Annotated in this window: 15 protein-coding genes; all 15 read left to right on the top strand. The window is 42.0% G+C overall.

The window, feature by feature from the left end:
• The first annotated feature begins 164 nt into the window (after positions 1-164).
• Positions 165-413: a hypothetical protein gene (locus FGT79_RS14600; protein WP_138753520.1), complete on the top strand. Its 249-nt coding sequence runs from the start codon at positions 165-167 to the stop codon at positions 411-413.
• A gap of 245 nt (positions 414-658) precedes the next feature.
• Positions 659-1,321: an ArpU family phage packaging/lysis transcriptional regulator gene (locus FGT79_RS14605; protein WP_138753521.1), complete on the top strand. Its 663-nt coding sequence runs from the start codon at positions 659-661 to the stop codon at positions 1,319-1,321.
• 23 nt (positions 1,322-1,344) lie between these two features.
• Positions 1,345-2,793 (top strand): hypothetical protein, encoded by a 1,449-nt coding sequence (locus tag FGT79_RS14610; protein WP_138753522.1) that lies wholly within the window; start codon positions 1,345-1,347, stop codon positions 2,791-2,793.
• An 898-nt stretch (positions 2,794-3,691) separates the two neighbouring features.
• On the top strand, positions 3,692-4,297 hold the full coding sequence (locus FGT79_RS14615; protein WP_138753523.1) for a hypothetical protein: 606 nt from the start codon (positions 3,692-3,694) through the stop codon (positions 4,295-4,297).
• Between the two features lie 24 nt (positions 4,298-4,321).
• Entirely contained in the window at positions 4,322-5,689 is a 1,368-nt protein-coding gene (locus FGT79_RS14620) for a fibronectin type III domain-containing protein (protein ID WP_138753524.1), read from the top strand.
• Positions 5,690-5,779: 90 nt separating this feature from the next.
• The gene (locus FGT79_RS14625) at positions 5,780-11,287 is read left to right on the top strand and encodes an RHS repeat-associated core domain-containing protein (RefSeq protein WP_171056241.1); all 5,508 of its coding nucleotides are present in this window, start codon (positions 5,780-5,782) and stop codon (positions 11,285-11,287) included.
• Positions 11,288-11,365: 78 nt separating this feature from the next.
• A complete protein-coding gene (locus FGT79_RS14630; RefSeq protein ID WP_138753526.1) occupies positions 11,366-11,770 on the top strand; it encodes a hypothetical protein in 405 nt (134 codons plus the stop codon).
• 396 nt (positions 11,771-12,166) lie between these two features.
• Positions 12,167-13,153, top strand: coding sequence for a hypothetical protein (locus FGT79_RS14635; protein ID WP_138753527.1), 987 nt, complete (start codon positions 12,167-12,169; stop codon positions 13,151-13,153).
• An 11-nt stretch (positions 13,154-13,164) separates the two neighbouring features.
• Positions 13,165-13,848: an EAL domain-containing protein gene (locus tag FGT79_RS14640; protein WP_171056242.1), complete on the top strand. Its 684-nt coding sequence runs from the start codon at positions 13,165-13,167 to the stop codon at positions 13,846-13,848.
• Positions 13,849-13,916: 68 nt separating this feature from the next.
• The gene (locus FGT79_RS14645) at positions 13,917-14,711 is read left to right on the top strand and encodes a metal-dependent hydrolase (RefSeq protein ID WP_171056243.1); all 795 of its coding nucleotides are present in this window, start codon (positions 13,917-13,919) and stop codon (positions 14,709-14,711) included.
• A gap of 93 nt (positions 14,712-14,804) precedes the next feature.
• A complete protein-coding gene (locus FGT79_RS14650) occupies positions 14,805-15,206 on the top strand; it encodes a hypothetical protein (RefSeq protein WP_138753530.1) in 402 nt (133 codons plus the stop codon).
• 53 nt (positions 15,207-15,259) lie between these two features.
• The gene (locus tag FGT79_RS14655) at positions 15,260-15,544 is read left to right on the top strand and encodes a hypothetical protein (RefSeq protein WP_138753531.1); all 285 of its coding nucleotides are present in this window, start codon (positions 15,260-15,262) and stop codon (positions 15,542-15,544) included.
• The gene (locus FGT79_RS14660; RefSeq protein WP_138753532.1) at positions 15,541-17,817 is read left to right on the top strand and encodes an MFS transporter; all 2,277 of its coding nucleotides are present in this window, start codon (positions 15,541-15,543) and stop codon (positions 17,815-17,817) included. Before FGT79_RS14655 ends, FGT79_RS14660 begins: the two co-directional genes overlap by 4 nt.
• Positions 17,780-19,681: a hypothetical protein gene (locus FGT79_RS14665; RefSeq protein ID WP_138753533.1), complete on the top strand. Its 1,902-nt coding sequence runs from the start codon at positions 17,780-17,782 to the stop codon at positions 19,679-19,681. The genes FGT79_RS14660 and FGT79_RS14665 overlap by 38 nt, the downstream gene beginning before the upstream one ends.
• Positions 19,653-21,503 carry a helicase HerA domain-containing protein gene (locus tag FGT79_RS14670; protein WP_138753534.1) on the top strand — a complete coding sequence of 617 codons (1,851 nt, stop codon included), beginning with the start codon at positions 19,653-19,655 and terminating at the stop codon, positions 21,501-21,503. The genes FGT79_RS14665 and FGT79_RS14670 overlap by 29 nt, the downstream gene beginning before the upstream one ends.
• Positions 21,504-21,510 lie beyond the last annotated feature (7 nt).

Here is a 21,510-nt window from a genome sequence, read left to right on the forward strand (position 1 = left end):
CGTAGTGGGCCTCATCTCATATTCGGCAAACTTTGGCAAAACACCTTCGGAAACACTGAAAACGATACGTAATATTCTACAGGCATATGACGATCGGCATGCTAAGAAGGAAAAATAAAGACTGACACGGCGGCCCATACTTAAAAACGCAAGGTGGAATATCAATGGCAAAATACTTAATCGGTTGGAGAATGATTATTGAGCTCGGTTATGACAGGGATGATATATGGATGGAATGTTCTCAAGAATGGGAGAACGTCTTATCTGATGCACGAGCTGAATTTGATAAGACCTATTTAGTAGGACCACTCGAATATAAGCCTCCGAAATGCATTAATATTCACGCCATTTACTCAGAAGGCATACCTGAGCATATCCATTGTTGGGATAGCAAAGAATCTGTCGGTCAGTAAATGTGAAATTTGCCGAAACGCCTGTAAGTACCAGGCGTCGTGAGGACATTGGTGACCTTACCTGAAGATGGCAGCCTACGTAAGAGGAGGGAATAAACTTGATTTGTATGCTATGCGATCATCCATGCCATCCCATGAACGAGGAAAAGTATCATTGCATGGTATGTAATCAAGTGTATGAACAAACTTCTTTATTTGTTGACGAACTGCTGGACGTTCCGGTTATGCGAAAGGAGAGAATGACAATGCGCAGAAAAATCTCAGTGACCGAGCAAAATATATCATCCATCCCTGTATCCTGGCTTACCGTACGCTATGGGCAATTAAAAAAGCAATTACGTACGACGCTTACGCCTGAATTAGTACAAGAGAGTACGCTAATTGCCACGTACATGGCTGTGCATGGCAAGGGGCTCGATGAATATTATGAAACGATGGAACAGATGGAACTCGGTATTCATCAAACGAAGAAACAAGAGTATGTCCCATTAGTTGAAGAGCTGCTAGAGCAATATTTTCTGAATGTGAAGCGAAAACGTCGATTAGAACTGGATATAGAGACTATGCATAAGCAGTATGCCATCCCAGCCGTTACTGCTTCGTATAGCGGTATGAGTGGCGGTGGTGGATCCAATAGTCCGATAGAGTCGGAGTATATACGGAAAGAACAGCGGATAACCGTTAAACAGCTTGAGATATTAGAGCTTGAAGTAGAAATCGAAAATATGGATCGTGCGCTAGCACGGTTGAGCCAGGAGCAGAACGATCTCATACAGAAGCGTTATCTGGTAAGAGATCAGCCTTTCGATTATAAGGTGATCGACGAAATGCATTATAACCGCCAAAAATACTATCAACTTAAACATAGTGCCCTATCTAAAATCGCTACCGTACTCAATCTCATTTGAGTGTTCTAGAAAGGAGCAAAGTTATGCTGAACGAGAAGCCATCTGCCCTTCACTCTACACACACTCATGCACCGATCAAGTTCAGCTATCGCTTTCTTCAATCGCTTTTTGGTATTGAGAAATCTTTCGATTCAGGTGAAACCTTTCACGTTCGTAGCGGACGCAGCAGGCTGATGAACCATCTTACAAAAGCAGATTTACAGCTCGCTATGACGCTGCAGGTCGGGATTCAAACAGATGGCATATCCACCTATATTAACCGGCATATTATCTATGTGAAGCTGACAGAGATTTTTGAAACACCTGTTAATAAAGATCAATTCTATGCTGCCTATCAAAAATTCATTCTGCATAAACTCATTGTGGAGACGAAAGAAAAACATATTGGTACACGATCTATTTCTTTGCCCTCTTATTTGGAGCCTGATGGCCAATTAGGGCGCTTTGTTATATTGCCTTCCTTAGTGACAGGCAAAGTCTTTGCTACGCTTCCGATAGCCAATCAGAAGCTCTATTTGTATGCCTGCGGTCAGCAGGGGGATGAAAGACGTAAAGTGCTGCAGCTCAACTTTTCAAAATTAGGTGAGCTCATTCATCGTGAGGATAATAGTCATATCCGCAAGGTACTGGAGCAGCTTGGCTCGACTACCGTTCAGGATGGCCAAGCGTTGTTTTCCATTGCGCGTGTAGAACGCAATCTATTTGGTGAGCCTAAAGCCGTTTTTCAGGTTAATGCGGCGTTATCACCGCGGCACCTAAAAGGCTTGCATTATCGCTCTATTTTCCCTGCTAAAAAAAGCTATCGCCGCTTAATGGCTCAGTTAAAGGGCTATCTATTAGCGATGGGATGTGATTCCTTTCTTGAAGGAGATGGATTACTGCAGCTGGCAGCGATGCTTAAAGACAAAAGCGAGAGTGTGAAAAAGTATGTGATGGCACGTATTAAAGAATCGTTTAATACAGAGGGTGAAAATCCGGAGAGAGCGCTGAATCGTATTCGTCTTGAATTACAAGACAAAGGAGCTGCTGCCTTGCTAGCGATAGCGAAAGACACAGGTGTTCTGCGTTTTGTAAAAGACTATAACCGGTATGATTTCATTCAAAAGCTGCAAGGGTTTGTAAAGCCTGGCTTTCGTAAGTTATGCCGCCGTGCGCTCATTACGCTTAACCAAACCTACACCCTACCAGGCGCGTTCACTACGCTTGATTATAAAAAGTCTACCGTGGTTGTCGATGAGCTCGAGAAGGTAATCGACATTGAATGGTTCCGAAGAATAGCGTTAACCAAACGTCTCGATCCCACTGCTTTTAGAGATATGATTACCGATGCAAGCTACAAATGGCAGCAGGGCCAAGCGATAGAGGCTATTATGAAGTGGATCGCATGGGAAATGGACAAGCTACCGTATTGGGAGCCTATACCAGATCCACCTCAAGATTTTTGTTTAGCAGGCTTCCTTAAAACCGTATAAGCTTAACCTTTTGCTGAAAAACAACAAGCAAAGGGCTCTTTTTCGTTCCTCTCTAACCCTCGTTTTAACCCTATTTTCTTTGTCTATCGCCTATTATTCCGAGATTTACCCTTCTTTTTCTGAACTCATTTCATTTCGATTCTATTTTCTACAAGCGTAAGAGATACCAGGACTCTTTGTGCAGTAATTCGAATAAAAACAGACGAAAAAATGAGGTGGTGTGCCGTGGCATAGGGCATGTCAGGATTTGTGAAAAGTCGCTGGCTTTTTATCTGCTTTTTCGGCTTTTATCACTTTATTTTGAAAGGTTGTCGGCAAACGTTCGGTAAATAACGAGGAAGGTTGTTTTTATTCGGCAAAAAGCGTTAAACGGCACAGGGTTATGGCGATGAATAGATTCGTAATCGTTTAATAACTTAGTCGTTAGAATCTATAAACGTAATCAACATCGTTAAATACTTCTTTTCTCTGTTGTGTATTCAATAAATTGTTAACAAAGGCGATTAAACAGAAAATATATATATAGGACTTCATAGAGAACGAATGTAAACTCATGAACCTAAGAGGAAAGGATTATATCTGAGTTTCAATGAATGGGAGTAGACTAGATTCGAGCTTGCCATTTATATTGCGATATAAGCAATTTGCTATGCCTATACAAAAAAATCAAAAAATATTACGAATTACGAGAACATTTATGAAAGACTATTAATATCAAAAATATTAAGGATTCGCTATTTTGTTGATTCTACAAAAAATAACATTTTTCGACAAAATCTATCACTGATAATATTTTTCTCGTAAGTTATATTAGACAGATGATGTCTATAGGAGGCGATTTTTGATTGTTCTGTTTTACTTTTAATTTATAAAAATAGAATAAGGAGTGTATCAGAAAATGTCAGTTAATAGAAAGAAGAAAGTGGTTTTGTATCTAATAGCTATTAGTGTGTCATCAATAATTTGTGCATCAATTGTTCAAGGGAATGAGAGCGCTTTAGAAAATAAAAAAGCAACTGTAACCTCCACTGTCTATAGTACAGAAAAAAAAATATTGAACAATCAATCTAATATTAAAGTTAAAAATGATATGGAAATGCTTTGGAATGAGGCACTGGAAAAACATAAAATAAATCAAAGTGAATGGTTAGATTTCGACTTAGGAGATTTAAAAGAACTTGAGAAAGATCCACCAGAACATCTTATCGAGGACAATACGAGTAAAGAAGAATTATCTGATGCTAATTTAGCAGGCATTGGGCAAGTAATTGATGAAACGCTTCAACATTATAGGGAGAGAGGCGACAGCTTACCGTTAATATTAATACATAAAAAGTTGAAAGTCATAAAGCTAGTATTCCAACGAGACTTTGGAAATGGTGATTTTATAGTTATTACACTTGATCAAAACACTTCCCAAAAGAATTTGAATTTTATGGATACAGAGAAAAACCAAAAGAGTGTTTGGTCAAAAATCAACGTAGATGTAAAGCAATCTAAATAATATAAATGCTTAAGGGAGCTAACAATGAAGAGAATGCTACTGATAGTATTAATTTGTTTCACGCTAATTATTGGAGTAAGCCAAGAAGTAAATGCTAATTTTTCCCCGAATGTTGTAAGACATACCATTTTAGATACGACAAATTGCGAAGCGACTCAACCAGGTGTGAATTTTGAGAATTCATTATTTATTGCTAATTTCTCTGATTATAATGTTCAAGAGCTAAGTTTAAAGTCAGATAGTTTCGTTTATAGAAATGGTTATTTTATGGAGGAGAAGAGTTACTCTGCAAATGGCCCATATCTTATAGATCAAGGATATATTGCAGGAGATATATCTACAGAAAGCTATTGGAATATATTTGTTAGGTTTCATCTAATTAATGAAACTGACGTTGTAAATGAATATGGTAACGCTGAGGTATATGGGACATGTGAGTCGTTTAGTGATATTACTCCACCTACCAAACCAAGTAACTTCCAAACATATTATAGAAGTAGCGATCGTATTCATCTTTCTTGGGATCCCTCAACAGATGAATCAAGTGGAGTGAAATATGTACTTAAAATAAATGGTGTAATCTATGAACAAAATAATTATCCATATACTTATACTCATAATGTTGAATTTTCTGGATTAAGTGCAGACACTAGTTATTTATTTGAACTCTATGCAGAAGATGAATCGGGAAATAAGTCAGAAGTACTTACTTTAGAATCTAGTACTGATATGACGCCTCCAACAAAACCGGGTGATATTTCTGTAACTAATACTACCAATAACAGTATCGAAATTCTATGGGGAGCGTCTACGGATAATATTGGAGTCACTGGATACATCATTTTAATACCTGGAGTACCATTAATACAAGTCGCAGGATCGGAGACAACCTACCATTTAACTGGAATTAATCATAATAATACTTTGAATATTCAAATCCATGCTTTTGATGCAGCAGGTAATAATTCTTTGTTTACAAGCTTTGAGTATACTGGGGATACCGAGCCACCTGATGTCCCACAAAAGCTAAGAGCTAATAGCCAAACTAGTAGTAGCATTAATTTTTCATGGAATGCATCCACAGATAACGTTGGAGTTACGGGTTACAATATTTATGTGGGAGAAGTTAAACACGCATCTGTTAGTGGAGATTTAAACAGCTATAATATGATGGGACTTTCTTCAAATATATTTTATGAAATAAGGGTAGCGGCATTAGATGCAAAAGGGAACGAATCATTAAAAAGTAACTTTATATACTTTCATAAAGGAAATAAAAATTATGTTTATGAGGATAATAAATTAAATTATATATCTTTTTCTGGATCATCACATATCTTGCGATATGTGTATGACAATAACGGAAACTTGAAATCAGTAGAGAAGGAGTAATATTACTAGTTAACAAAATAGTATCTTCTCAAAGTTAGTTTGTAATTTACTATGTAATTTTATTTAATGACATCTAGCAGGAGGGTTATTTTGAAAAAGCTCATTATCTTATTGGTATTTAGTTTGTTTATGTCAACTTTTGAAGGTTTTCAACCAATCGCAATCGCGGCTGAAAAGGAAGTAGTAGCTGATCTAGCATCGAATGTTGATATACAAGCTACGCAAGAACTAGAGACAATGAATACAGGAATATTTACAGATGATATTTATAAAACCATTGAGAATGATTATTCCCCCGTTATGAAACAAATTGCAACTTACTATTATCCAGATCTTCATAAGCTTCTAACTCAAGCACAAACCATAGAAGTTCTAGGATGGACAAATCAAGATCTGTTGGAACGTATTGGGCGTTTATCCGCTGTAGAGTACGAGAAACTGAAAGAATACACGCCATCAGCTGTTGTAAATTACGAACAAGAAAATAACACAATTGAAGTTATGAACATGTTGAATGCCGAGACATCGGTATCAGAATCTGTTTATGACAAAGAAGAACTAGGTAGTGGAGGTGAAGTGCAAGAGAATTCGGTGGAATCCTCATTAAACGTTGGTGCAAGTGCATTAGCGGCAGATTCTTATCGCTTCTCAGAGAAAAATGCGCCTAATCCTTATACGCTGAGTACAGATGGCATGATTGATCCCATCCTGAAAACGAGCAGCCAACAGGATGTGGATCTCTATTTACCAGGACGTAACGGATTAGATTTCTCCATTGTAAGGAGCTATAACTCTCTCAATGCGAAATTGCTGATGCCTTTCTATGATGGGGCTCTTGGATATAATCAGCAAGCAAGCGACTATTCTGGTCCCCTGCAGGGATCTGATGGTATGGGCAACTGGACGGAGATTACAGAGTTCAATATAGCCAAAAATCCGAATTATATCGCTACAGGATGGGAATTAAATATCCCTACGCTTGAGATTGGTACGACAATGCAATTATATAGAGAACTTAGTGTTGTAAACGAAGCTCCAAGAACATACAAGACTGTTCATAATCGCAACTATAAAGAACTTACTCCTGCTGAATCGGTGAACAGTAGACAATTTACGTTTACACTGGATGATGGTAGTTCTTATCAATTTAGAGGAAATAGCATAACGGCATATAACCACCCATATACGAACGTTACCTATTCACAACAAGGGTCTAATTATATTCTGACCATCGATCAAGATATTACGTATGTATTTAATTTAGACGGGGTTATTCAATCTAAAAGAAATAAGTACGGGGATCAAATTTCTTATCAAGATAATCGTACGAATGTGATCATTACAGATTCTATCGGTCGAGTAATTACGATTTCAAGGTCGACCAGTGGGCATAGCTATATAACTGGATTTACAGTTAAGGATGCAGCTAATAATTTGCTTAACAGCATGAGTTACGATGTCAGCTATATGAGTACGAACAAAGAAACGACACCAATTTGGCTTAAGAGCTTTATGGCGTTTAGCAACAGAGTCGATCATTATGAATATCAAAATACTAGGCTCTTTTATTACCAGTTGAATAAAGTCAAGGATATGCTGACGAATAAATTTGTTAAAGAATACACGTACAAAGATTTAAGTGTTTCGACGGCAGCGCCATTCAATTATGAGGATGATTACTATTTCTTACGAGATAGTAATTTTAGACCCAAACTAGATGTTAATCCCGACTCAGATCAAACCATTGCAACAGACGGCGCAGAAGCTTCGACCGTTATGATGAGAGACTTAGAGACATACGCGGAAATTCAATACTTATTATTGAAGGAAGTAAAAGTAGATACAGGAGTATCAATTAACTATCAATATCGTTCTTATAATAATTTGTGGAGAATGGAAGATAGTCTGAAAAAACGTGAATTCATGCGCGGAACAACGAATCTATATATTGATAATGATTCGTTAATGTATATTGGGTACCATCAGGTGGCAAGTGTTCACTACTTGTATTACGATACACTTGGTCAATCAAAACTATATACCAAGGATATAAGTGGATATTTACCTAGTGCGATGAATGAGGTCTGGACGCGTCCGAAAGAAGCCGTCGCTAATGAAGAAGGAGGCCACTCTTACCGTTTATTATATAGCAGTTCTTATCGAAATGGAGACCGCATTAAAACAGAACAACTCTCCTTAATGGACGGTTTTTATACACAGTTGGATATGTACTACCGTCCAAATGGAAGAGGAAATACATTAAAGATATTGGAGGAAAATAGGAGAAGTTTTAATAATAACTTTACAGATATGACGGAAGGAGATATGAAATACCTGACCGCGCAGTATGAGGTGACGTCGTACTATTATGAGCCCAATAAGCCGAAGCCTGCGATGGTATTTACTTCAGATAAGGTATTAGGTAATAGCGATCCAAAACCGGCAGCCGTGAAGAGTTTCATAGATGGATTAACCACAACAATTCCTGCCAATCTAGCGAATTACGTAACTCTTCAAAAAATGACGTATGACAGCTATGGATATCCTATTGAGGAAATCGACCCACTTGGAAATAAGGTTATCTCCACGTATACTGGCCCGAGGCATCAAATTAGTACTAAGAAAATAGTGGAATCTAATGGATTTGTTCAATCAGAATCGACATTTGTGTACAATGCTGATGATGTATTAACACAAACGATTAATAAAAGTAACTTTCGTGATCCAATAGATAGCTCAACAAAGTCGGATAGCATAATTACGAATTATTCTGTGTTTAACCAGTATAAACAACCAACCAAATCTGTGACCACGACGAGTGGGCAACAGTACGCTATGCAACCGACGAATACAACTTCGCAATGGTTGTATGATGCCCAAGGGTTGCAAATTACTGAAGAAAGTACACAAGTGAAATTAACTGAAAATGCCGTAGCACAATCGTTAACCATTAAATATGAATATGATCAATGGAAACGATTAAGTAAACAAACCTATCCAGATACTAGTTATGTGACTTACGGTTACGATAGTAAGAACCGTTTGACATCGGAGACGTATACGCCAGCAGCTAGCCATGCCGCTACTAGTCGTACCACGACGTACGTATATGAAGATAACATCCGAAAGGTAACACAAACGCTGCCGGATGGAGAACAGATGATTACGTATTACACTCCTTATGGAGAAACAGAGAAACAATCGCGTAAAGTAGGTTCAATCGAGCGGGTATTGGTAAGGAATGAACTCGATACCCGAGGGGTACTAATCAAGGCTAAGCTACCATTTGATGATGCAGCACAAAAAATCCAGTACAGCTACAGTATATTTGGAACGCCAAAGGAAGTTACTTATCCGCTAGGGCAAAAGACGATTACCGCCATATCTAATGCCGTGTACAAAACGGATGGCTCGGCTACGTACTTACAAACAACAACTAAAGTGGATTCACCTGACGGGAAAGAGACATGGAGTTATCAAGACCGAATGGGAAGAACGTTGAAAGTTGTAGAGAAAAGTGGTTCTAAAGTGAGAACCACTCAATATGAATACACGACTTTAGGACTAGTGTCCAAAATGATAGTTAGTGGTACGGACGGTGTTAGCCAAACCACACTCTATAAATATGATGGACAAGGTAATTTAATCTACCTTAAAGATAATAAGGGAATCATTAATAGCTATGTGTACAATCATTTAGGACAAGTCATCTCATCTTCAATTAATGGAGAGGTACAAAAGCAAACTAACTATAATGAAGCTGGTTGGTTATTATCTAAAACAGATGCGGCACAAAAGAAAGAGACGTATCAGTATACAAACACGGGTATGCTAAGTGTTTATAAGGATAATAATGCACAAAGCCATCAATATGCCTACACGCCATATGATGAACTACAACGTGTTTCTATTAAAAATACTGCGGGTACTGAGATATTTTGGAAAGAATCGACGTATAACCCAACGAGCCGTTTAATCACATCTGTGAGTAATAGTGATAACGAAAACATAGGCTATCAGTATGATGAATGGAAGCGACTAAAGACACAAACGGTTGCCAATAAATCGTATGCAATGGGATATGACAACAAAGATCGTTTACAAACCATTACGTATCCCGATCAAAAGAAAGTAACGTACACATATGATCCACTAAATCGTCTCGCGGCGGTTCATTATCCTGGTATGGATACTGTAAGTTACGACTATACGACGAGCATTAATCAGAACAAAACCAATGTAACCTACCCAAATGGGATTGTTCAGGAACGTATTGTTAATGCGTTTGGCGAAATCACTTCTTATGAGCAACGCTCTAGTCGACAAGAGTTAAATTGGCTTGAAACATTAGGCTATGATAGCTTTAGTAATATCAACACCATTAATCGAAATGGCAGTATTGAAACCTTTAAGTATGATGGATTAAATCGGATTGAAGAGGAAGTAACGTCACAAGGGTCTAAAAAGTATTCGTATGATGCCAAAGGGAATAGACAAACGGTAGAAGGTGATTTTGCCTTTTCAGGAGTGAATCTAGAAGAGTACACATATAATGCGGATAACACACTAAAAACGTATTCTTCATCTGATGGTGTAGAGGCCGAATATAAGTACTATGGAGATGGCTTGCGTGCCAGTAAAGAAGTGAATCAAGCCTATACCCGATATGTGTATGTGAATGGGCGTATTATCGAAGAGCTTGATAGTAGTGGAACTACAAAAGCTCGTAATATCTGGGGGAATGAACTTCTTTATCGGCAAGATGTTACCACGAATAAAGCTGGATATTACTCCTATAACAGTCATGGAGATGTAGTGAAAATTACAGATGCATCTGGAGCTACGTTGAATGCGTATGAATATGATATATGGGGTAACCTTTCATCTCAGACTGAAGAGAAAATATCTAATCCTTTTAAATACACAGGTGAAGTATATGACGAGGAAAGTGGGTTGTATTATCTTCGGGCAAGATACTATGATCCGAGTATCGGAAGGTTTATAACTAAGGATACGTATGAAGGGGAGATTACGAATCCGCTAAGCTTGAATCTGTATACGTATGTGCATAATAATCCGTTGATTTACATTGATCCAAGTGGGCATAAGGTTGAGGTATATGTCGGAGCACATAAAGTAATGAAAACGACTTTTAATCATACAAGTATAATCATATTTGTAGATGAAGAAAGTGAGTATTGGGATACTACACTGTTTAAGGGGAATTTCGATGAGGAAAGTGGAATGCAATATATGACCATTGGAGCAGGTTCAGTAGATGGCAAATTAGTTGCTGATACAAATAGAAAGCAAGATTTAAAACTAGACATTAAAACAGAAATGATATTTTTGGAGGAGACAGATGATGATACAATAACGGAGTTTTTAGAACTCTTGTCTACTTTCCAAGGGAATACAGCAAAAGATCCAATCGATTATGATCTGTTTCCTAGAAAGAAAGGCGATGGTTACAATTCAAATTCCTTTGTGTCGGGTTTCTTACAAGCGGCAGGATATGATCCCTCAGATTTTCGACCAAAGAAGAACCTCCCAGGATACAAAAAACCGGTTCGGAAGTGGTATTATCTATATGATTAATCTTTATGATTAAATAAATTTCTATACAGACTGATTTACATGTAAATATTGGTAATTTTCAAAAAGTTGAGAAGGAGAGTGGTTCTAATAAAAAAAATAATATTAACTATTGTTGTTATTGTATTGGTAATCGTGATTTTCGAAGCCATGAGGGTGTTATTAAATCCATTAACACAACCGGAAGAAAAAATAAGAGAAAGAATGTTATCCCAGTTTCCAACGGGCACGCAAATGGAAGGAGTTTTACATTTTGTAAGTAATGAGAAAGGTTGGTCGGATTTGAAGATAGATAATACAAACGGTTATTACAAAAATGTGGTTCTTGGGGAGGTTGTAGGTCAAAAACATATATCTATATATATTGGAACATATCGTAATATTAAGAGTTTCTATTTTAAAACAGATGTCCAAATGTTTATTGGTTTTAATGAAAAATCCGAATTAATTGATATTCGAGTTAGGAAAATGTCGGATTCCCTATAAACAGGATAATAAATTGGTAGGGGCCGTCTTGAAAGTTGGCATCTCTACAAGCAAATAGTACAAAAAATAAACTCGTTAGGTGGCCTTGGTTCTGAATTCTAATGGACTAAGGCCGTTCTCAAATAAAGAGATGAATAAATGATTATGTGCTCGCTCTAATTATAAGTTGGTTATGGAGCAGTGAAATTAGTACATTGAACTTAAATCTGTTAGCAAAAATATCTGAGTTTTAAATTTATATACAATCTCTTTGTAAAAAATCATACTTTTTGCATACGAAATGCAAACAAAGAGGCGTAAATAAAGAGCTATACTAAAAGAGTAGAAAGAGGCGAAACGAAAAAGCCGTCAGACCTGTGCTGGCGGCTTTTACTTGTAGATGGAGGTGACAGTAGGTTGCACGTTTTGATTTTAGGATTAGAGGTAAAAGACATACCGCCACCGGCGTACCGGCTGCATGTATGTAAGGATCAACATGAAGTGGAACGATTGCTCTTGAATATGGCGGTATCTCTGATTGTCATGCCTGAAGCTCTTGCACCTGGTATGATCGAGCGATTAAACGTATTTGCATCGGAGACTCAGATTGCTGTCGTGGTATCTGAACACAAGCAAGAGAGCGCCAGAGGATGGACGTCAAAAGGCGTAGCATGGGTGTGGCCACAGAAAAACTGGGAGCAGCACTTAAAGCTCACGTTTGATACGCCAGAGCCTGAACCATCGTACTCAGGCGCAGAGTACCATGCTGAGCACACGTATGATCAACCCACCCTGCTCATTGCGGTGGCAGGAGCGTTTGATGGGGCAGGGAGTACGCATCTGTCCTTTGCCATTGCTAATTATTTAGCCAAGCAAGGGAGCGGCAAGGTGGCGCTGTGGGAGGCCGGACGAAATCCTTGTTTCGAGTATCTCGCCTTTAATCGTACCGGCGAAATGAATACCAAGCCAAGGTTTGAAATGGATAAGGTGACTTGCTTTAAAGGCTCTGCGGATATTGATTGGGTGGAGTCCTATGCGGAACAGTTTCGCTATTTGATTGTGGATGTGGGAAACCTCAACACAAGTGAGCATGCGCATCATTTTTTTAGAGCCAATATTCCGGTCCTGGTCGGATCTGGGAGCAGCTGGCGACAACGAGAACTGGCCCAGCTTTGCCGAAAACATATTCATAAGCCACAAGAAAAGTGGCGCATTGTTCTTCCTATGGCTTCAGAAGATGCAAGAGATGAACTGGCAGAGGCATTGGCCGGTCGTCAAGTCATCGCTTTGCCGGTGTGTGATCCTTATCATTTATCGGATGAAGCTGAGGAGGTAATCCAGCGAATGTTACAAATCTCGGTGCGAAAACCAGCTCGATTATTTGGACGTTTATTGAAACGTTAGGAGGCGAAGGCGTGAGTTATTATTTACGGTATCAGCCCATCGTAGATACAGCAGAACAGACCGTCATTGGCTATGAATCTTTTGTGAGTGGATCCAGAGGAGAGTCACCAGCAGAACTATTTCGTCGTTATGCGAATCAACTTGCCCGTTTCGATACGGAGCTCATGCAGCTGGCCATACGTGAAGCCTTGTCTTTGCTAGAGACCGAGCAGCTGCTATTTTTGAACGTACACCCGAAAACATTACTAGCTGGCTTACAGTTACCGGATAAGGATAAGAATCGATTGGTACTTGAGATTATGGAGAGTACCATTTACAGTGCGCGTATTAAAAGGCAGCTGCAGCAGCTGGCCATGCAAGGATTCACCTTTGCTTATGATGATTTTGGCAAGCGAAATGCAAATCTGGACCGATTAATCTCGACTTCCTTTCGGCCCTCTTGGATGAAATTAGATAAGGCTTTTATTTCCGCGCATGCTTCGCCTCATATCCCACTGATTATCCGCTACACCTTAGAACTCTGCGAACTGCTAGGTATGCAGCTTATTGTCGAAGGCGTAGAGACCAAGGAGCAGCTGGAGCTGCTGCAGTCCTGTGGCGTACGTTATGCGCAAGGATACTATTTAGGCTTACCACAACGCACAATCAACGGCAGGCAGACAAGTGTGGAGCTGCCCCTACAACATGTGAAATAAGCGATTTGCTCGTAAACAGGGTGAGTCGTTTTTTTTATGCGAAAAAACAGAGAGAGGGGGTGAATACATTGAACAAAGCAGGACATGTCGCATTAGGTGTGGCTGCCGGATCCGTACTGCTTTCCTTTTGGCCAAGCGGAGCTATCACCTCATCTGTCGTCTACATCTTAGCGGTAGCGGTGGGGAGCTTGGCACCAGACCTGGACCATAAGACGAGTACAGCCAGCAACCTCATCCAGCTCTCCACCAAAAATCGACGCTTCGCACAGTCACTTGGGTCGCTACTCCTTCTCCTTGCAGCTGCGCTATGGGGGCTGCCTAGACTTGGAATCGAAGTAGATGAAGGATGGGTGAGGAGTGCGCCGCTATGGGCCGCTGCAGGCGCGATGAGCTTTTTACTAGCTAAGCTACGCAGTTTGGTCTTGCTAGGCGTAGGAGCCTTATTACTGGCGGCATACGCAATCTATGATTGGCACTGGTTCACAGCGCTTGCAGGAGGGGCACTGCTTTTATTGCCTATGGTGAAGCATCGGGGGATTATTCATACGCCAGAGTTTGCACTAGCATTAAGTGTTGGCGCGTATGCGTATGCGCAGCAAAGTGAGCTATGGATGGTGCAAGCCATCAGCATGGGTCTGATCGTAGGCTGGTGGGCTCATTTGGTTGGTGACCTGTTTGGCCGTGAGGGGATCAGCTCGTTATTTAGCAAAAGAGTCCACCTTGCGTTTCGCCTCTTTGATAATGGCGGCATAGGGGAGCGGATGCTAGCCAAGCTGTGCTGGGGCGTGAGCATATTATGCTGGATTCTACTCGTTGTACCGGTATCTTGGAAAATAGATCGATTATCAGCCTTATTCCTATAAAACTCCTATAAAAAAACGGGGAATGAGGGTTATTTTCGAGGGGAATCACAACAAGTCCTATAAAAATCCTACAAACGAAGGGTGTTTTTAACCATGAAAATGAAAAAATGGCTCGTTTCGCTAGTGGCTATGCTGATGATCTGGATGTTACCTGTAATGGCTTATGCGGCAGATGATAATCCCATCACCAAAATTAAGAAGTATTTCAAGTTTGATTGGAAAATTCTTGATGGACTAGGTTTCATGTTTTATCTCATTATGATTCCCATCTCGTTTATGATCATTTTCCTACTCATCTACAGCCTTTATGACATTATCCGTTTTGGTATACGAGTCAAACGCGCAAAAGCCAGCTTGAATGATAAAAAGTTTTGGATTGAAGCCGGTGTTGTGTTTCTCATTATCTTCTTTTTCTTCTCTGGCCTATTCCTTGACTTCTTGGAGCAAGTATATACCTGGACGAGCAATCAAGATATCACGTCTACCACACCATAATGGAGCATTTAACCGCTGAAACGTCTAAAGGCTACTTAGAGAAGATGAAAAAAATGTATGCCATAGATGTTAGCCAGTTGGGGGTGCTGGAATGGGTGCTCGTAATCGCGGGCACCTTTGCCACACTCTTATCAACCGCTGCCTTCGTGTATTGGGTGTACAAGATCATTTTATTTTTATGGCAAGTAAAGCTTGGTAAGACCGATTTGAAAAACTCGCATTTTTGGAAGCGAATGAGTGTAGCACTAGCCATTATTATGCTTTTTATGACTTCGGGGCTCTTTGCGATCATCGAGGGGATTTTTAATGTATTGCGGAAATCGGGGTGGACAATGTGACACAGGACTTATCCTACGCCTATTTAGCTGCTTCAGTAGAAGCGCCAAAAGAGGATGACAGCAAGTGGTTTATTCCGGATTGGGTTAACGATCTGGGCGGACAATTACGCGATATTACCCAGACGTTCGGGGATCTCATGAGCGGCAAACTCATTAAAGATGCTGTGGATGGTGTTGTGATCGGGTGGACAGATGAATTTCTGGCACCCCTCTATGGCACCTTTGCAAAGAGTTATTTATTTACGCCGCATATTGCGGAAATTAAAGCCGTGTTTATTGGTTGGTCGATTGTTTCCCTCATAAGCCTGATGGCGCTGCTCGTAGGCATTGGCATGCTATCCATTCAAATCATCAAGGGTAAAAAGGAGATGGGGCAACTACTCAAGGTCTTCTTTTTTAGTTTCATCGCTGCTGGTCTTAGCTTAACGGTGATGAACTTTATTAATGTCGGGTTGAACTGGCTGACCCAATCATCACTTGCCGGCATTATTGGGACGTCCGACATTACCTATCAAAATCTAACCGGCGAAGAGATTTTAAAGTCATTGGTGATTGGAATCGATAGTGTTTCGAATCCAGCCTACGCAGGCATGTCCCTTGGACAACTCATGGCCGAGACGGAAGGCGGCATATTTGTCCTCATTTTTGATGTCATGGGCATTATTGTCCCTTCCTTTTTCCTATCCATGATTAAGAGCATGATTGTCATTGTCATGGCGATATTTGCAGGGCTTTGGATTGCGTACACGGCCTATTCAGGGAAATTGGAAACCCTCGTCGGATTCCTCAACATCTATACACGCACGTTATTTGCAGGCTACATCATGGGCGTGTATTGGGCGGTTTTTGTTAAAGCGCAAACGGACTACGGAGCAGATATGGGCTTTATGGCCGAGCTTGGGATACACCCTGCAATTGCAGCACCGATTACCGCTTGTGGGTTGTTTGTTCTCTTATTCTTTATCTGGCTGCGTCCGGCATGGCGAGCAGCTAAGATGCCTGTGCATCTCAATGGTGGTCAAGCCATTGAAGCGCTAGGCACCCTTGGGAGTCGCTCCTCGATGGCACTCAATGCGATGGGGAAACGCTTTGGTAATGAAGCCTTGCAACGGAAAGGGTTGAGTTGGTCACAATCGACGAACCGTGTGGCTGAAGTCGGCAGGCGTATGCAAGAGCGAAACGTCCAAAAGGCTTTAATGAAGTCCCTCATCTCTGGCGGGGGAACAGAAGCGCTGCAAGGTGTGAAGTATGAAGCGCCTGCTGTGTGGGAAACGAGAACAGGTCATGTGGTCATGCGAGAATCGGGCCAAGTTGTGACGCATCAAGGATTGCAAATGCTTGACCTTCCGGCCCATGAGCTCGAACATCAGCTGAAGCCAGAAGGCTTTGAAGCTGGAGCTGTTATGATGATCGATCAAGAAAATCGAGCGGACATGGTGAAAATGGTGGATCGATTGACCGAATCGTATGGGGAGAGTGTAACCTATAACGCGAGAACGGGCGAGCTGCTCGTAGCGAAAAACGTTAAACCGGTGCTGCAGGAGCTGCAGGAATCAAACATAAAATCAAAGGTCAGTCATGGCTACACCAAGAATGGCGTTTTTGTGGATGCTGAAAAGCAAGATATTCGGCGGTTTACACGGTCGCAGGAGAGCCAGGAGACGTTGAATGCCCTGCAGGAACAATTACCGGTCTACACCAAAACGAATCTAAGCGGTAATGATGCCATTGCTGCGTACAATCAGCTCAGTACAAAAGAGAAACAATATCCGTGGGTGAAGCAATTAAAGCTCGTGGATGGGCAGTTATGGATTCCGGAGATGGATATGCCAGAGATTGTACCGCTGCTGCAAAACATGCGTAACGAAAGCGTCTCTTATGTGCGCTTTGATTTGCCAAGAGGATCAAACTATTTAGCGGATCTAGACCGGCATATGAAGTCGCAAAGGGACGAGGAGCTGCTTGCAGGTATGGAAGCAAACGTGAAGGACAATTACATCATGGTCCGTGAAACGCAAGCGAAACGTTTAGAGGAAGTCCATAAACACTATCGGGAAACAAAAGTACCGTTCTGGCGAACCATGTCAGGCAAGATCATGGTTATTATGGATGGCATGCCGGTGGATCATGGGCACCAGCCATTAAACGGAATGGATATGGGCAGCTTTGAGCAGCTGCAGACGGATATGCTCAGTAAGCACGAAGGCAGAAATAAAAAGAAAGGAGGAAAAACAGATGACAGAGGAGCGAAGTCAGCAGGAGAAGGAAAATGAGTTATTAAGCGCTTATTTCATGGGGGATATACGTGAAGATATTCAGTATTTAGGTCTCACCTTTACCGATATTGCTTGGATCATAGGGAATACGCTCTTTGGGGGCGGATTCCTTTTTTTATTGCCCTTGCCATTTTGGATCAAGATACCTGGACTCTTTCTCATCTTTATGTTCTCCATTCTTGGCCGATTGTTTTCATGGTCGTATCGCCGCCGCCGCCGTTTTCGGTACATGCGGCAGAAAGCGACAGGTTTAGGCGAAGAAGCCGAGCAACTGCTCGGTGCGGAGAGTGACGGATGGTTTTATCGCAGTGGAAAGAGGCTGCATTTGGTCATTTCCATACAGGCACATCCTTGGCATACCGCCATTTTCAATCAAAAGAAACAACGTATTAATGGCTATGAGCAGTTTTTGCGGGCATGTGCGAGTGAAGGGTTTGAAGCCTCACTATCTGCTGAGCAAGTCGCAGATTATCAGCATGAACTATGGGCGGCGAAAGCGGATAAGCCCGCAGGCTCCGAAGGGATGGCGGAGCTCAAGCATAACCGGATTACGATGTGGCGAAACATGGCCGAGAGCGGAGAGGCCAAACGTAGCGTATACGTGCTGCGATTATCCGTCATGGAATATCAGATTGACTCGCGGGAGCGTGATGATGAGTCAGACGACATGCTCAAAGAAGAACGCCAGCGCTATCGCATGGTGACGGAACTGCGGGAAAAGCTGCAACGTGTGCTTGATCCTCTAACGGCTTCTGGACACGAAGTTACGATCCTCTCCGGATTTAGTGTTCCTGAGCTCATTGGGCGCTGGTGGGATCCGATCAGCTGGGATCGCTGGATGGCCGCGCAGGGTGATTGGGAGCAAGAAACGGATAATCCGATTCTCGATTCGCTAGAAAAGCGAAAAACCACGACAGAAGAAAAAACGGTAGCTCTAGCGGATGAAACCACGGAAGAAACAGCAGAGGGAGAAGAAACGGTAGCGTTGCCGCGCAGACGTATGTTAGCGGCTATAATAGCCTTTCTCATTGCCTCTGGTCGGAAGGTTGGTTTAGGGCTAGGCTGGGTAGCCCGTACGTGTTATCGCCTCCTGCAGCGCCTTAAACGGAGGAAGCAGCGCGTGGATGTCACGGATGAAAGCCAGCAGCTGACGAATGTCAGCCAAGCGAATGAAACGCTTGACGAGGAGCTGCCTCCGAAACCTACGCTAATGGGGATTTTATTTTTCACCTCGCCTACGTCAACGGGGAAATCATTTCTAACGGCTAATATGGCGGTTGCGCATAGCGGTGAGCAAGTGACGATATCGGTCGTGGATTTATCTCCGGATCGTGGGACGCATACGTATCTCAATCCACTGCGGATTACGAGCAATGAGCCTTGCTGGGAAGCCTGGACGTCACGCAACGCGCCTGGTCTTACGTTATGGATGCCAAGTGCCGAAGAGCGTCCGGATGTAGAGGAAACGATTCGCATGCTGCGCAAGCTGGCGAGTAAGGGTCCTGTCTTGGTGGATTTACCCTATGCCCATCCTGCGCGTGTGCAGCTTCTGGCAATGGGTCATGCCGTTGCCATCGTGGATGCGGATTATCATCACTGGTTGCAGTGGGAACAAGCTGCAGCAAGCTGGGAGGGCAGTGTTTGGCTTAACCAATGCGAGGATGCGATGACCGGTCATATGGCTTCCGTGATCCATGAAAAGTGGGGCTTACGTGCAGCGCTAACCTTTCCGTATTTTCCAGAGGCGAGCCGGTGGTTATTTCAGGGCCGACCTTTTGTATTAGATCCGAAAGTCGTTTCCCATTTTATTCAGGCAGAGGAGGAATCCGCACATGATAGCAGCAACAAAGCAGCTAGTTAAGAACTGGAAGAAGGACAAATCCGAAACCGTAGTCAATGTCCTAAACGGGAAAGACGATAAGAGCGGCCACTTTGTTCGCGTTTTAATGATTAAAGGCTATCCACCTGTGCTGCTCACCGGATACCTGGATAAGCTGGACGAGCTGGTACAAAAAGAAGGCGCAACCTTGCGAAAAACCATTCGGTATGCAGCCAGTGATGTGACGTGGAATATGTCCTTGAAGAACAAACTGAACCGATTGACGGTTTCCATAGCCAAGCAGCAGGAAGATGATCCAGCGCGTAAAGCAGAGGTACAGGCCAAAGAAACGATTTTATCGCTGCGAGATGCGAAGCAGCAGGACAATCGAAAGTTACTAGATGTGTTTACCTATCTAACGATTACTGCACCGAAACGCCATCAGCTGCATGCGGTGGAAGTGAAGCTGAAATTATGGTTTGACGAACTCGATGGCAAGCTCGATAACCTGGAATACGAACAGCTCGAGGCGCTGCGGCAGACCAGTCCTGTTTTTGATCCCTATACGTCAAATAGTGAATTTTTTAATAAAAAGCATTATGGCCATGTCACGACAGACACGGCAGCTGCGCGAACGTATCCGATGACGCGAGGCGGATCCAGCGATGGACAAGGTCCCTATTTTGGGCGGCGGACAGAAGATGGTTCGTTTACGTTTATCAATATTTGCGATCCCAATGATCCACGAGCTCAAAATATAACGGTGTTCGGAAAGACCGGACAAGGTAAATCTTATTTCTTAAAAGCTTTGGTCGTTTCGCTGCTAGAAGAAGGGATCCATGTTTTTGTTTTCGATCTAGATGGCGAGTGGCGCGATCTCTGTGAGTATGTAGATGGCGTGTATATCGATCATACATCCGATCAAGGTCGTTATTATGAGCCGTTGACTATCATGCCTGCGCTTCCTGAACTCGATGCAGACTGTGTGAACTTTAATCGTGGACGAAGAGGTAAAGCCATCGATAATGGCGTTCGTACGTTCTCGCTGCTTGCGGATGGTTTGAAAAAGGCGGAGCTTTTTGAGGCAGGTGAAGCGATTAAACGAGTATTTGAGCATGCCGGTATTGTAAAAGAAAAGCCAGAAACATGGGATGCTCCCTATACGGGGGAACGTCCTACCATCCATCTGGCTTTTAAGGAGATTGCCGAGGAAGCAAAGCGCGGAAATAAGGATGCTGAAAGCTTATATGATGCCATAAAAATCTATTTTATTGGCATTTACGATGGCATTTTTCAAATCGAAGAGTCGATTACCTTCCAAAAAACGAAGCTTACGGTCATTAAAGTCGGCAATGGGCAAACCGATAGCGACGATAAGGATGAACTGGCTAAACAATCACAGCTTAAAATGTCGATGGCGATTGACGTTGTCAACTCCAATATTCAGTGGCTGAAGTTTGAAGGCGCTCATTTCTCAGCGGTACTGGTGGATGAAGGGCAAAGGCAAACCAAGAATCCGGAGATGAGACGAGAAATCTTCTCGTGGTATACCGCGATTCGAAAATGGAACGGCATGATGATTCTAGGCTCTAATACACCTGCCATTATGCTCGATACGGCAGAAGGTGAGGGCATGTGGGAAAACACGAGCGTTCGTATTTACTTCTATATGGAGCAATCGGCCATTCGTAAGCTTGCCGAGCATTCCAATGTACCGATGGAGATTCAAGAAATCATTTCGCAGAATGAAGATACGAACAAATACATCTTAGAGTATCACAAAAAATACGATGAGCTGGTCATGGTCGTACCGCCAGAAGAGAGCGCTCTGTATAAAACGCGCGGTCTCAAGCAAGCAGGGTAGGTGGTGC

The sequence above is a fragment of the Paenibacillus sinopodophylli genome (genome assembly GCF_005930355.1).
Classification (GTDB): domain Bacteria; phylum Bacillota; class Bacilli; order Paenibacillales; family Paenibacillaceae; genus Pristimantibacillus; species Pristimantibacillus sinopodophylli.

Coding starts and splice junctions, on each gene's coding strand:
- FGT79_RS14600 (WP_138753520.1), top strand. CDS start 165: ATGGCAAAATACTTAATCGGTTGGAGAATGATTATTGAGCTCGGTTAT.
- FGT79_RS14605 (WP_138753521.1), top strand. CDS start 659: ATGCGCAGAAAAATCTCAGTGACCGAGCAAAATATATCATCCATCCCT.
- FGT79_RS14610 (WP_138753522.1), top strand. CDS start 1,345: ATGCTGAACGAGAAGCCATCTGCCCTTCACTCTACACACACTCATGCA.
- FGT79_RS14615 (WP_138753523.1), top strand. CDS start 3,692: ATGTCAGTTAATAGAAAGAAGAAAGTGGTTTTGTATCTAATAGCTATT.
- FGT79_RS14620 (WP_138753524.1), top strand. CDS start 4,322: ATGAAGAGAATGCTACTGATAGTATTAATTTGTTTCACGCTAATTATT.
- FGT79_RS14650 (WP_138753530.1), top strand. CDS start 14,805: ATGAAAATGAAAAAATGGCTCGTTTCGCTAGTGGCTATGCTGATGATC.
- FGT79_RS14655 (WP_138753531.1), top strand. CDS start 15,260: ATGTATGCCATAGATGTTAGCCAGTTGGGGGTGCTGGAATGGGTGCTC.
- FGT79_RS14665 (WP_138753533.1), top strand. CDS start 17,780: ATGACAGAGGAGCGAAGTCAGCAGGAGAAGGAAAATGAGTTATTAAGC.
- FGT79_RS14670 (WP_138753534.1), top strand. CDS start 19,653: ATGATAGCAGCAACAAAGCAGCTAGTTAAGAACTGGAAGAAGGACAAA.